At 73.9% G+C, this 12,747-nt stretch carries 11 protein-coding genes; 4 read left to right on the top strand and 7 right to left on the bottom strand.

Going from position 1 to position 12,747, the window contains the following annotated elements; all coding sequences use genetic code 11:
- Positions 1–35: 35 nt before the first annotated feature.
- Positions 36–1,466 carry a rifampin monooxygenase gene (gene rox, locus IMZ35_RS17550; RefSeq protein ID WP_199442173.1) on the bottom strand — a complete coding sequence of 477 codons (1,431 nt, stop codon included), beginning with the start codon at positions 1,464–1,466 and terminating at the stop codon, positions 36–38.
- Positions 1,467–1,793: 327 nt separating this feature from the next.
- Here rox and IMZ35_RS17555 point away from each other — a divergent pair, with 327 nt between their 5' ends.
- Entirely contained in the window at positions 1,794–2,627 is an 834-nt protein-coding gene (locus IMZ35_RS17555; protein ID WP_307868286.1) for an alpha/beta fold hydrolase, read from the top strand.
- A 223-nt stretch (positions 2,628–2,850) separates the two neighbouring features.
- On the opposite strand, the gene IMZ35_RS17560 is transcribed toward IMZ35_RS17555, so the two are convergent.
- The 5 genes from IMZ35_RS17560 to IMZ35_RS17580 form a co-directional block, all read right to left on the bottom strand.
- Complete coding sequence (locus IMZ35_RS17560; RefSeq protein ID WP_199442174.1) at positions 2,851–3,594, bottom strand: MerR family transcriptional regulator; 744 nt, start codon at positions 3,592–3,594, stop codon at positions 2,851–2,853.
- Positions 3,578–4,786 carry an MFS transporter gene (locus IMZ35_RS17565; protein ID WP_199442175.1) on the bottom strand — a complete coding sequence of 403 codons (1,209 nt, stop codon included), beginning with the start codon at positions 4,784–4,786 and terminating at the stop codon, positions 3,578–3,580. The genes IMZ35_RS17560 and IMZ35_RS17565 overlap by 17 nt, the downstream gene beginning before the upstream one ends.
- A gap of 138 nt (positions 4,787–4,924) precedes the next feature.
- On the bottom strand, positions 4,925–6,463 hold the full coding sequence (locus IMZ35_RS17570) for a glycoside hydrolase family 43 protein (protein WP_199442176.1): 1,539 nt from the start codon (positions 6,461–6,463) through the stop codon (positions 4,925–4,927).
- A 38-nt stretch (positions 6,464–6,501) separates the two neighbouring features.
- Complete coding sequence (locus tag IMZ35_RS17575) at positions 6,502–7,944, bottom strand: family 43 glycosylhydrolase (protein ID WP_199442177.1); 1,443 nt, start codon at positions 7,942–7,944, stop codon at positions 6,502–6,504.
- A 157-nt stretch (positions 7,945–8,101) separates the two neighbouring features.
- Complete coding sequence (locus IMZ35_RS17580; RefSeq protein ID WP_199442178.1) at positions 8,102–8,239, bottom strand: hypothetical protein; 138 nt, start codon at positions 8,237–8,239, stop codon at positions 8,102–8,104.
- 445 nt (positions 8,240–8,684) lie between these two features.
- On the opposite strand from IMZ35_RS17580, the gene IMZ35_RS17585 reads away from it, so the two are divergent.
- The 3 genes from IMZ35_RS17585 (at position 8,685) to IMZ35_RS17595 (ending at position 10,780) form a co-directional block, all read left to right on the top strand.
- Entirely contained in the window at positions 8,685–8,999 is a 315-nt protein-coding gene (locus tag IMZ35_RS17585) for a DUF6191 domain-containing protein (protein WP_199442179.1), read from the top strand.
- Positions 9,000–9,111: 112 nt separating this feature from the next.
- Positions 9,112–10,365 (top strand): FAD-binding protein, encoded by a 1,254-nt coding sequence (locus IMZ35_RS17590; RefSeq protein ID WP_307868288.1) that lies wholly within the window; start codon positions 9,112–9,114, stop codon positions 10,363–10,365.
- A gap of 43 nt (positions 10,366–10,408) precedes the next feature.
- Positions 10,409–10,780, top strand: coding sequence for an STAS domain-containing protein (locus IMZ35_RS17595; protein WP_307868289.1), 372 nt, complete (start codon positions 10,409–10,411; stop codon positions 10,778–10,780).
- Positions 10,781–10,865: 85 nt separating this feature from the next.
- Here the strand turns inward: IMZ35_RS17595 and IMZ35_RS17600 are convergent, their stop codons facing one another.
- Positions 10,866–12,470, bottom strand: a complete 1,605-nt coding sequence (locus tag IMZ35_RS17600; RefSeq protein ID WP_199442181.1) for a lipase family protein — start codon at positions 12,468–12,470, stop codon at positions 10,866–10,868.
- Positions 12,471–12,747 lie beyond the last annotated feature (277 nt).

A 12,747-nucleotide genomic window follows, 5' to 3' on the forward strand; every position in this document is an offset into this window, starting at 1 on the left:
CGTGGCCCGGCGCGGGCCGGGCCACGACCACGCGCTCAGCCGACGGCTGCGCCGAACCACCGGGAAAGCCGACCGAGCAGCTCCCGCTGGTCCTCGCCGACCCACGCCACGTGGCCGTCCGGCCGCAGCAGCACCGCGGGCACGTCCAGCTCCTCGCTGACGTCCACGACGTGGTCGACCCGGTCCGCCCAGCCCGCCACCGAGAGCCGGCCGGTCTGGTCGAGCAGCAGCCCGCGGCCGCCGTGCATCACCCCGTAGAGGCGTCCCCGCTTCAGCTGCACGTCCCGCAGCCGCCGGCCGAGCAGGTCGTGGCCCTCGCCGAAGTCGTAGCGGACGCCGATCGCCGTGATCTTCTCGGTCAGGTGGCGGTTCACGTCCTCGAAGGACATCAGTTCCGACAGCAGGCGGCGCACCGCCTGCGCTCCCCGGTCGAGGGACATCAACTGGACCTGCGCACGCGTGTTGTCCAGCACGTCGGCCGCCACCGGGTGCCGTTCGGCGTGGTAGCTGTCCAGCAGTCCCTCCGGCGCCCAGCCCGCGACCTCGGCGGCCAGCTTCCAGCCGAGGTTGAACGCGTCCTGCACGCCCAGGTTGAGCCCCTGCCCGCCGACCGGCGGGTGCACGTGCGCGGCGTCACCGGCCAGCAGCACGCGGCCGACCCGGTAGCGCTCGGCCAGCCGGGTGGCGTCGCCGAAGCGGGAGAGCCAGCGCGGCGAGTGCACGCCGAAGTCGGTGCCCGCCACCGCCCGCAACCGCCGCTTCACCTCCTCCAGGGTGGGCGGGACCGAGCGGTCCCCGGTCACGCCCTCGGCGGCCACGACGACTCGGTGCACCCCGTCGTCGCCGAGGGGGCCGACGCCGAACCACGTGTTGCTCCTGCGGACCTCCGCCACCACGGAGCTCACCGTCTCCGGCGGCACGCCCACCTCCATCTCGCCCAGCAGCGTCTCGATCTTGGTGGGCTCGCCGGGAAAGCCGACGCCGAGCAGCTTCCGCACCGCGCTGCGACCGCCGTCGCAGCCGACGAGGTAGCGCGAGCGCAGCCGCGTGCCGTCGGCCAGCTCGGCGGTCACCCCGTCGTCGTCCTGGCTCAGCCCCACCAGCTCGCAGCCGCGCCGGATCTCGGCGCCGAGTTCGGTGGCGTGCTCGACCAGCAGCCGGTCGGTGAGGGGCTGCGGGATGCCGAGGAGGTACGGGTGCGCGGTGTCCAGCCGTTCGGGCGGGGGCGTGGGAATTCCGGCGAAGAGACCACCGGCCGGATACCGCGTGCCGAGCGCGAGGAACCGTTCCAGCAGACCGCGCTGGTCCATGATCTCCACGCTGCGCGCGTGCAGGCCGAGCGCGCGGACCACCGGGGTCGGCTCCGCCTCCCTCTCCAGCACCACCACGTGCACGCCGTGCAACCGCAGCTCACCCGCCAGCACCACACCGGTCGGCCCGCCACCGACGACGATCACGTCGATCATGAGAACTCCCCCGTAGAACACAACCGCGGTGTCACCGGCACATCTGCTTCGCGAATTCCGAATGTCCGCGGGCGCCGGCGTCGAGCGGAAATTCTGCGGCACGACCGGGGCCTTGCCGCAAGACCCCCTGTGCGCTGTACTTTGGTGGTGGCGGGAAGAGAACGGATTCCACGCCCCTCTTCTCGCGCCGGAGAGCGTCGCACCGCGACCGGCGGTCGCGCTGGTGACCGGCCCGGTGGTCCGGACAGGACGGTGACGGGCCCGGTTCTGTCGGTGCCCGTCGCTACGGTGGCGGTCCGATCGACTTCCAGCGGAGGAGACGAGCCCGTGACGGCCGACGAACCCCGGACCGGCGTCCTGGACGTGCCCGGTGCGCACCTGTACCACGAGGTGCGCGGATCGGGACCGCCGCTGCTGATGATCCCCGGTGGCCCGGCCGACTCCCGCGGCTTCACCGCGCTGGCGTCCCTGCTCGCCGACGACCACGCGGTCATCACCTACGACCCGCGCGGCATGTCCCGCAGCACCCGCGACGACCCGGACGCCGACGTGCGGGTCGAGACGCAGGCCGAGGACGCCTTCCACCTGCTGACCGCGCTGACCGCCGAGCCCGCGCTCGTCCTGGGGTGCAGCGCCGGGGCGATCACCGGCCTGGCCCTGGCCGCGCGGCACCCCGAGCGCGTCCGGACGCTGGTGGCGCACGAACCGCCGGTCACGGAGCTGCTCCCGGACGCGCCGCGGCTGCGCGCGAACGACGAGGAGCTGCACGAGCTGCACCGCACCGCCGGGGCGGGTGCAGCGCTGGCCCGCTTCCTGGAGCTGACCGGCCTGGACCGCACCCGCGCCCCGCAGCGGCAGGGGCCGCCCGATCCGCGGGCGGCGGGCGCGCCGAACGGCAACTTCGACCTGTTCTTCGGGCACGTGCTCCGTCCGCTGGGCCGGTACGTCCCCGACGTGGCCGCGCTCCGGCAGGTCTCCACGAGGGTCGTCGTGGCGAGCGGCGCGGAGTCCGCGGGCCAGCTCGCCCACCGGGGCGCGGCCGCGTTCGCCGAGGAGCTGGGCACACCGCTCGTCGAGTTCCCCGGTGACCACGGTGCGCCCCTGTCGATGCCGGACGCGTTCGCCGCGCGGCTGCGCGAGGTCCTCGCCGGGGCCCGCTGATCCGGTGCCGGGACGATCGCGTGCCGGTGCTCGTCGAGTCGCGAGCCGCGGCCGGAGGAGGTTCGGACCGTGCGGGTGGTCGTGATCGGCCCGGCGATCGCGGGCCCACCGGTGGCCCGGCGGGGGGCGAGGTCGTCGTGGTGGCCGGCGCGGTGCTGGTCGGCTGCTGGACGAGGCCCCCCGGTGTGCGCCCGCACGCCTTCCGGTTCGGGCGCGCCACGACCTAGAACTCCGCGCCCATCAGCTCCACCACGCGCCGCTGCGCCGGGCTCATCGTGCCCAGCCAGTCGGCCATCACCCGCTCCGCCACGTGCTTCGGGTCGGGCCGTTCCCCGGCGAGCTCGACCAGGTCGTGCACCTGCTGCCGCGTGAACTCGGCGATTTCCGCCGCGAGGAGCGCCACGGCCGGGTCGTCGGCAGGCACCTCGCGCAGCGCGTCGAAACGCTTGGCGAGCTCGACGCCGACACCGCCGCCGGGAGCGGTCACCATCGTCCGGTACCGCTCGACCAGGACGGCCGTCGTCGCCGGGTCGATCGCCGACACGAGCAGCAGCGCGTCCCGCTCCTGCTCCAGCACGCGCTGCGAGACCCCGGCGGCGGCCAGCTCGGCGAACACCCCGGCCGCGGCCTCCGGCAGTTCCGGATCGGCCCGCAACGCGCGCAGCTCGGCCAGCCGGGCGCGCTGCTCCGCCAGCACCCGCTGCCGCTCGGCCAGCTCCGCGTCGAGGTCGTCGATCACCTGCCCGAGCAGCTCCCGGTCGACGAGCAGTTCGCCGATGCGCGCCAGCGGAACGCCGACCTCGCGCAACCGGCGGATGCGCACGAGCCGGATCAGGTCGTTCGCGCCGTAGCGGCGGTAGCCGGAGTGGTCGCGCTCCGGCTCCTCCAGCAGGCCCTCCGCGTGGTAGTGCCGGACCGCCCGGACGGTGGTGGCGGCCAGCCGCGCCAGTTCACCGATGGTCAGCACCGGTCACCTCCAGCGAACGCAGTCCCGGCAGGAGCAGCGCCCCGGCGGTCAGCACCACCCACACCCCCGCGAGCACCAGGGCCGTCGCCCGCAGCCCGACGCCACCGACGAGCAGACCCGCGCACAGCATCCCAGCCGGTGAGGCGAGCAGCGCCGCCGCGTTCTGCAGACCCAGCACACGGCCTCGCGCGTCCTCGGGCACGCGTTCCGCCGTGATCACGGCGACCAGCGGTGCGAGCGGCCCGGAGACCAGGCCCAGCAGCCCGATCGCCAGCAGCATCCACCCGGAGGACGGCAGGGACGCGAACCAGGTGAACATCACCGCCGCACCCGCAGTGCACCCGACGAGCCACGTCCGGCGCGACAGCCGCCGCCCGACGCCGACGTAGACGATCGCGCCCAGCAGGCCGCCCACCGCCGAGGCGGCCACCAGCGGGCCGAGGCGTCCCGGCGTGCCGGTCGCGACGAGGTGGGCGGGCAGCAGCAGCACCACCAGCGGCGCCATCACCAGCACGGACGCCGAGCTCAGCGCCGTCAGTCCGCTCAGCACCGGATCGCGCCGCAGCACCGCGCCGCCCTCGCGCAGGTCGGCCCACCAGCCACCGCGCCGCGGCGCGGGCGAGGGCGCGGTGCCGCGGGGCAGCAGGGCGGTGACACCGGCGGCGGCCGCCGAGCAGGCGGCGGTCACCCACAGGACCGCCGAACCGGGCAGCAGCACGACGAGCGCGCCCCCGGCGAGCGGTCCGACGACCATCAGCACGCCCTGCACACCCTCGCGCAGCCCGGACAGCCGCTCCAGCGGCGTTCCCGACGCGGCCGCCACGTCGGGCAGCAGCGCCTCGCGAGCCGTCATCCCCGGCAGGTCGAACAGCGCGCCGACGACGCCCAGCACGACGAACGCGGCGAGGTCGAGTCCCCACAGCGCGTCGACCAGGGGGAGCGCCGACACGGACGCCGCCGACGCCAGGTCCGCGCCGATCGACACCCGGCGTCGTCCCCAGCGGTCGACCACGATCCCGCCGAACACCGCGGCGGCGACGGTGGGCAGACCCACCGCCGCCGCCACGACACCGGCCGCGGTGACGTCACCGGTGCGCACGAGCACGAGCAGCGGCAGGGCGATCCCGGCGACGAGGTTGCCCAGCAGGGACAGCGCCCCGGAGGCGAGGTACAGGACGGAGGTGATCGGCATGCCCGCATCGTCGAACCCCTACCCGGCGTCGGGGTCAAGCCGGGCGGCAGTGCTCGTCCCCGCCGACCGGCCGTCGTCACGCCCACCGCGCGGCGCCGGGGGACTGCGCGACCGGTTCGTCCCCTCGCCCCGGCCGGGTCAGGGGGCGAGCGGTGCCTCGTCGCGCCACGTCGTGTCGGCGGCCCAGTTCCCGGTGCTGTCGAAGGCGTTCGGCCCGCCGTTCGCCGCCAGGTACAGGACTTGGCCGTAGTGCCGCACGACGCGGGTCGGCACGGCGTAGGAGCGCCAGGTGACGCCGGAACCGCTGTTGCCCGCCTGCGCGCAGAACGTGGCGTCCGCGCGGTGGGAGGCCGTCGTCGCCCGCGCGTCCAGCCGCAGTCGCAGGTCCGCCTGGCGCAGGAAGCGGCCGGGGAAGTTCACCGACTCGAAGGACGAGCAGGACGGGTCCGCCAGGCCCGGCACGACCGCGAACGTCGCGTCCTGCCGGTCGGGGAGCGGGCTGCTCGCCGAGATCGGGTCGATGCGCCCGGCGAAGTCGCCGTGCCGCCAGACGGAGGTGGTGAAGCCGGACGTCATCGCCCGCACCGTCCGCTTGCCCGCGGTCACCGGGACCGCGGTGCGCGCACCGGCGACCCGGTCCAGCTCGGCCTTGGTGATCGGCACGACCGCGCCGTGCCTCGGGCTGGCCGGCAGCTGCGCGCCGGTGACCTCGGTCCAGCGCCCGGACGCCAGGTCGGTGGACTCGAACGGCACGTAGCCGCGCCCGGTGAACTCGTCGACGAACAGGTACCACCTGTTCTCGGTGTTGGACTTGAAGATCAGCGGCCCCTCGCCCTGACCGATGACGCCCTTGCCGATGCACTCGGCCACGGGGGAGTAGCTCGTGCTGGTCAGCGACGTCGCCCTCTCCTGCAGGACGAACTTCCCGCACGGCGATCCGGTCGAGCTGGAGCGCTCGTCCTTGGTGAAGCGGTGGTAGGTGCCGTCGTGCCCGATCACCGTCGAGTCGATCACCGAGTAGCCGGGGTCGACCCACACCTTCGGCGCGCTGAACGTGCGGAAGTCCGTCGTGGTCGCGTAGAGCATCCGGTTGTACGTGCTGGCGGTGTGGTCCGGGTCGCTCGCCGCGTACAGCTTCGACGCCCAGAAGACCACGTACTTCCCGAGCGCCGGGTCGTAGTACGCCTCCGGCGCCCACACGTTGCCCGCCGTGGAGTCCGCGACCACGACCGCGCGCGGCGCGGACCACGTGACGAGGTCGGCGGACTCCCACACGACGATCGACCGGCTCCCGGTGCGCTGGACCTGGTCCCAGGACGGGCCCCGGTACATGCGCAGGTCCGTCGCGACGAGCACGAACGTGCCGTCCTGCTTGCGCATCACGAACGGGTCGCGCACCCCCTTCGTGCCCACCGTGGAGACCAGCGCGGGCCGCCCGCCGTTGAGCACGTCGTAGCGCAGCGGGTCGTTGCCGCGGCTGACGGCGAAGTGGACCTGTTCGCCGTCAGCCGTGCCCTCGCCCGTGAAGTAGGCGAACAGGTAGCCCTCGTACGCGGCGGCCGCGGCCGCGGCGCCGGTCGGCGTGGCCACCGCGCAGGTGACGGTCAGCAGGGCGGCGACCAGTGCGGTGATCGCTCTGCGGGTGGTGGACCGGTGCGGCGTCGTCGTGCGGAACATCGTCGTTCCTCTCGTCGGCCTGCGGAGGGGGAGCGCTCTCAGTCGAGGACGAACACGGCGTCGGCTCCGCTGCTCGCGGCGCCCAGGGTCAGCAGGAAGTTCTGGTGCCGCAGGTGCTGACCGGCGCGGTCCGCGGACTCGAACGACACGCCCGCCGAGCCCGTGAGCGGCGCGCGCTGCCGGAAGCTCGCCTGCCCGGCGAAGGCGGACGTGCCGTCGGTCGCGTCGAGGTGCACCGTGCCGTCGGCGCGGGCGCGCACGTACCGGCCGGGGAAGTTGATCGACTCCAGCGACACCGTGCCGCCGCCGGCGAGTCCGGTGCCGAGCCGGAACTGCGAGTCGGCCAGCACGCGCACGTCCGGGTCGATCCGCAGCCGGTGGTCGTAGTGCCGCACGTACCGGTCGGAGAAGTTCGCGCTGCGCAGCCGCACCGGCAGCGGGCCGTTGGGCACCGGGATGCCGAAGTTCGGCGTGCCGTCGGCGTTGTAGTACAGCTTCTGCGCGCGGGTGTGCCGGTTCGGGTCGAACAGCGGGTCGCCGGTGATGTCGCGGTACTCGCGCGCGTGGTAGATCAGCACGTCGGAGCCGTCCGGCGCGGTGGTGAAGCCGTTGTGCCCCGGTCCGTACTGGCTCGTCGCGGCGCTGGAGGTGAACACCGGCGTCGGCGACTTCGTCCACGACGCGGCGTCGAGCAGGTTCGCCGACGCGCTCGCCGTCAGCATGCCCAGGCAGTAGTTGGCGTCGGTGGCGCTCGCCGAGTAGGTCAGGAACACCCGGCCGTTGCGGATCAGCACGGACGGCCCCTCCGCGACCTTGTAGCCGCGCGTCTCCCAGTCGAGGGTGGGCACCGTCAGCCGCGTCTGCGGCCCGGTCAGCGTCGTCGGCGAGGCCATCCGCGAGAGGTAGAGGTTGCTGTTGGTGGCGATGCCCGGCTCGGACTGCGCCCACGCGAGGTAGCGCACGCCGCCGTGCGTGAACGTCGTGGCGTCCAGGGAGAAGGTGTCCCACGCCGTGGTGACGCGTCCGAGCATCGTCCACGCGGCGTCGCGCGGGTCGGCCGAGGAGCTGCGCAGCACGTGGATGCGCTGGCGGAACGGCTCGGCGGACGTGCCGACGGAGAAGTAGAGGTGCCAGCGGCCGTCGAGGAAGTGCAGTTCGGGAGCCCAGACGTGGCCAGCGGTGTCACCGGAGGAGGGACGGGTCCAGATCACCGACTCCGCCGCCGTGGACAGGCCCTGGAGCGTGCTCGCCCTGCGCACGACGAGCCGGTCGTACTCCGGGACGGTGGCCGTCATGTAGTACAGGCCGTCGGTGTGCCGGGAGACGTGCGGGTCGGCGCGCTGCCGCACCAGCGGGTTGCTGCCGGTGAGCGCGGCGGCGCTCGCCGGTGCCGTGGTGAGCGGGAGAGCGGTGATCGCGGCGGCACCGGCCGCGCCGAGGAGGAACGTGCGCCTGCTGGGGCGCGGGGGGAGGTCGGTCATCAGTTCTCCGTTGAACAGGCGCCGCCGGGACAGAACCGGTGTTAGCGCTAACAATGCCCGTGTCACCGATGATGCTCACCCGACTGCGTTCCGTCAAGACCGGCGCTCGCGCCACCGGCCCGCCGATGCTCTCGGCGGGCCGGTGCGGGCGGACGGGTCAGCAGGCCTCCCTGCTGGTGAAGGCCGTCTCCACCCTGCTCATGTCGTAGAAGGCGACCTCGCCCGTCTCCGGGAAGTGCACGACCGCGCAGTAGACGACCTTGCTCACCCCGAAGTACTGGTCCTGCTGGAGCACCTCGCCGATGTCGGAGCGTCCCGGAACGCGAACCCGACGCAGTCGCTCTGACGAATCACCGGTGAATCTCATGATCCCGCCTTTCGCAGTTCGTTCCGCGACACCCTTGTTGTTCGGTGAGTCGCGCACCGGGTATGTCTCGTTACAGCCTTCGGAGCAGTCGGGAGACGTGGTAGAACGGCCCTGCGTGTCGGTCGGGCGTCCGCCAGGCACGCGGCGCACCTGCGACGACGGTGAATCCGGAAGGCTTTCGTCTCTCTATTTCTCACCCGATCGGGTGATCCACTCGGATCGCCGGGGACGCGTGCCCCGGTCATTGGCCGCGTGTTCCGCACGGTGCAGCACGGTGCGTCGGAAAGGAGCAGCGGAGCATTCTTCTCCGGGGTGATTCGCCCGTGGTGGGGAAATCGTGGAACTCGGTGGGCGGGTCGTGCGTTGGCCGGGCGTGGGATGGTTGTTCGCGGTGTCGCTGCCGGGGCTCGTGTGTCTGCTCGTCGTCCTCGCCGCGCTCGAACGGATCGGGCTGTGGGTGCGGCGGCGGAGCTGGCTGCCCTGGCGTCGCGACAGCACCGGTGCGAGCACGCCGATCTCGGCCATCGGGTTCGAGGAGCTGGGCGCCGCGCTGTACGCGGGCAAGCGGGACGAGCTGGAGCACCGCGAGTCCGAGCGGAGGAGGCGCGACGACGCGGACGACGGCGCCCCGCCGCACACCACCGTGGACCTCGACGCGCGGATCGTGCGGCTGCGGCTGCCGCCGTGATCCCACCCACGAGCGGGCCCCCGCCGGCCGCACCCCGTGCACAATGCCGGTGCTGGTCGGCGCGGGAGCAGGGTCGAGCAGTCCGGCACCACTGCCCGAGAGGACGCCGACGGTGAGGACGAACTGGGCCGGCAACATCGGCTACGGCGCGACGGAGATCCACGGCCCGACCTCGCTGGACGAGTTGCGAGCCGTCGTCGCGCGCACGGCGAAGCTGCGCGCGGTGGGCAGCGGCCACTCCTTCAACGACCTCCCCGACTCACCGGGCGCGCTGGTCGAGCTGACCGGCCTGCCGCAGGTCGTGGACGTGGACTCGGCCGCCTCGACCGTCCACGTCGCCGCGGGGGTCCGCTTCGGGGAGCTGGCACGCCGGATCGACGCCGCGGGCTTCGCCCTGCCCGCTCTGGCGTCGCTGCCGCACATCTCGGTCGCCGGGGCCTGCGCGACCGCCACCCACGGTTCCGGTCCGGGGCACGGCAACCTCGCCACCCGCGTCTCCCGGCTCGACCTGGTCACCGCGGACGGCGACCTGCTGACGCTGGACCGCTCCGACCCGCGCTTCGACGGCGTGCCGGCCCACCTGGGCGCGCTGGGCGTCGTCACGGGCCTGGTGCTGGACCTGGTGCCCTCGTTCGAGATGACCCAGCGGGTGTACGACGACCTGCCGCTGGACGTGCTGCACGACCACCTGGTGGAGCTGCTGTCCTGCGCGCACAGCGTGTCGCTGTTCACCGTCTGGTCCGAGGCGCGCGTCGTCCAGGCCTGGGTCAAGCAGCGCGTCGACGAGCCGCGGAACGCCGTGGTCGAGGCGCCGTGGTTCACCGCCGCCCCGGCCGACGGCGAGCGGCACCCGGTGCCCGGCCAGCCCGCGGAGAGCTGCACGCGGCAGCAGGGCGTGCCGGGGCCGTGGTTCGAGCGCCTGCCGCACTTCCGGCCCGACTTCACCCCCAGCGCCGGCCGCGAGCTCCAGTCCGAGTACACGGTCGCCGTCGGCGACGCCGTCGCGGCGCTGCGCGCGATCGACGAGATCCGCGCCGACGTGCACGCCGTGCTCCAGACCTCCGAGATCCGCCTCGTGGCGGCCGACGAGCTGTGGGTCAGCCCCTACCACCGCCGGGACGGCGTGAGCTTCCACTTCACCTGGATCGACGACTTCGCGGCCGTCCTCCCGGTGGTGCGGTTGCTGGAGGAGCGGCTCGCGCCGCTGCGGGCCAGGCCGCACTGGGGGAAGGTCTTCACCACATCGGCGGACGACCTGCACTCCCTGTTCGGGCGGCTCTCCGACTTCGGGGCCCTCGCGCGCGACCTGGACCCGGCCGGCAAGTTCGGCAACGCGTTCACCGAGCGCACCGGTCTGCGCGACTGACCGGCTTCGTGCCGGTGGTGACGTCATGGGCGATGATGTTCCGGTGACTTCACCCGACGACGCAGAGACCCAGATGAGCAGCGAGACCAGGGACGGCGCCACCGTGCTGGCGGTGGCCGGTGACGTGGACATGTCCAACAGCGACGCACTGCGGACAAGAGCCTCGGAGATCCTGAGAAGTGGTGCGGACGCACTCGTGCTCGACCTGTCCGGCGTGACGTTCTTCGCCTCGTCCGGCATAGCCGCGCTCGCGCAGATGCGCGAGGAGAGCGCCGCGCTCGGCGGTCGTCCCGTCCACGTCGTGGCCAGCCGCAGCGTGCGGCTGTCGTTGCGGTCCACCGCGATGGACCGCCTCCTGCCGCTGCACAGCACCGTGGACGAGGCCCTCGAAGCCGTGGGAGTCCCCGCTTCCTGATCCCGGCGTGCCCGGTGGACCGCCTCGCCGGACCGCCGGGCCGCCGCGGTACCCGGTGGTCCTGCGAGGACCCCACCGGACGTGGTCAGAACCGTCCGAACAGCCAGTGCCCCGGCTTGCCGGGCGCGGGGGCCAGGCAGAAGTCCCGGACCGTCGCCACGACCTCCGCGACCGACACCGACCCGCTCCGGTCGGCGTCGAGCGCGTCCAGCACGGCCGGGACGCGCTCGCCGGGCACGTCGCACGCGCGCAGCAGCCGGACGACCTCCTCCGCCGCCAGGACACCGTCGCGGTCGGCGTCCGCCAGGGAGGTCACCGCCTCGGCGAGCGGGCGGACCTCCTGGTCGAACCCGTCGTCGTGGCCCGCCGCCGAGTCGAGCCACCGCGAGAACTCCGCCTGGTCGACCCGGCCGTCCTCGTCGGTGTCGGCCCTGGCCGTCACGCCCCGCCACAGCGCGCGGTACCCGTCCCGCACGGCCGCGGCCGCGGATGAGCCCGGCGGCTCGCCGAACGCCTGCACGAGCCGCAGCGCGAACGCCTCGTGGTCGTCGCGGGTGAGGTGCCCGTCTCCCGTCACGTCCACCAGGTCGAACCGGCCGGGCACGGCCTCCGGAGCCGGGACGCCGTCCGCGAGCAGCTCTCGGGTCCACGCGATCACGTCGTCGTGACCCGCGCCGAGCACTCCGGCGTGGGTGGCGCCGTCGTGGCGGGTGAAGCGCACGGCGGTCCCGGCCCGGCGCACGTCGCCGACGAACCGCTCGACGACCTCCACCGGCACGATCTCGTCGGCCGTGCCCGCCACGACCAGCAGGGGCCGGTCCAGCCGTGCCACCGGCACCCGGCAGGCCCGCAGGACCGTCGCGACCTCGGGGCGGGTGCTCAGCAGCGTGGTGCCCGCGTCGTCGTTGGTGAGCCCGGCCGCCGCGCGGAACACGTCGACCAGCGGTGCCGTCGCCGCCAGTTCCACGAGGTCGTCGCCGGTGGCGGTCAGGAACGGCCGCGCGTCGAAGCCGGGGTGCGAGGTGCGCAGCCCGGCCAGCAGGAACGGCAGGAGGACGGACACCGGGGCGTCACCGCGCGCCGTGAGGACCTCGACGAGCAGCGGCAGGTGCACCGGCGGCGCGAGGGCGACCGTGCCGCGGAAGTCGAGCTCGGGCGCGTACCGGCGGGCCAGCAGGCCGACGAACAGCGCGGCGTGCCCGCCCTGGGAGAAGCCCGCCACGAGCCACGTCCGGCTGATCCGGGGGTCGAGCCGGCGGGTCGCGCGGACGACGTCGACCACGTCGTCGGCGACCGCCTCGCCGTTGAAGTACGGGTGGGGTCCGGGGGTGGCCAGTCCCTCGTAGTCGGTGACCGCCACCACGTACCCCGCGGCCAGCCACCGCGACACGTGCTCGCGTTCGAGCCGCGTGAGCCCGGTGCGCGAGGGGGCGCAGCGGTCCGACAGGCCCGTGGTGCCGTGCGCGTAGCTCACCACCTGCCAGCCGCCCGGCGGTGGCGGTCCGGCCGGCAGGAACACCGAGCCGCTGACCGCGCGCCGCGTCCCGTCGTACCCGGCGCCCTGGTAGAGCACGGCGATCGCCTCCGCGGCGCCCTCCGGCCGGAACCGCTCGGGCAGCGGGTGGCGGCCGAGCAGCGCGCCCGGACGGGGAACCGCCGGCGCGGGTGCGCCGTTCGGACCGGTCGGCACGTCCACGCTCCTCCTCCTGGTCGTCGGCCGGGGTGTGCGTCACCCCGGCGGTGAGAGCGTGTCCATCCGCCCGGCCGGATACGTCGCGGCGGCCGTTCGCCCGCCCGCGCGCACGCATTCGCAGCACTCGGCGGAGACCGGTGGCGATTCGGTACGCGGACGGTAACGTGCCCGCTCTCGTGAGCGATCTTCCCATCCCCGGGAGAATTCGTCGCTCGCTGTTCCTCGTTCCCCCGCGAGTGGCGGACTTCCGGCCGTCGTGGCGAACCATCGGAGT

The organism is Umezawaea beigongshangensis, assembly GCF_016464305.1.
GTDB lineage: Bacteria > Actinomycetota > Actinomycetes > Mycobacteriales > Pseudonocardiaceae > Umezawaea_A > Umezawaea_A beigongshangensis.

What these genes read in the sequence shown, in the direction of transcription:
- IMZ35_RS17575 (WP_199442177.1), bottom strand. Translation starts at nt 7,944, where the DNA reads ATGACCGACCTCCCCCCGCGCCCCAGCAGGCGCACGTTCCTCCTCGGC.
- IMZ35_RS17565 (WP_199442175.1), bottom strand. Translation starts at nt 4,786, where the DNA reads ATGCCGATCACCTCCGTCCTGTACCTCGCCTCCGGGGCGCTGTCCCTG.
- IMZ35_RS17570 (WP_199442176.1), bottom strand. Translation starts at nt 6,463, where the DNA reads ATGTTCCGCACGACGACGCCGCACCGGTCCACCACCCGCAGAGCGATC.
- rox (WP_199442173.1), bottom strand. Translation starts at nt 1,466, where the DNA reads ATGATCGACGTGATCGTCGTCGGTGGCGGGCCGACCGGTGTGGTGCTG.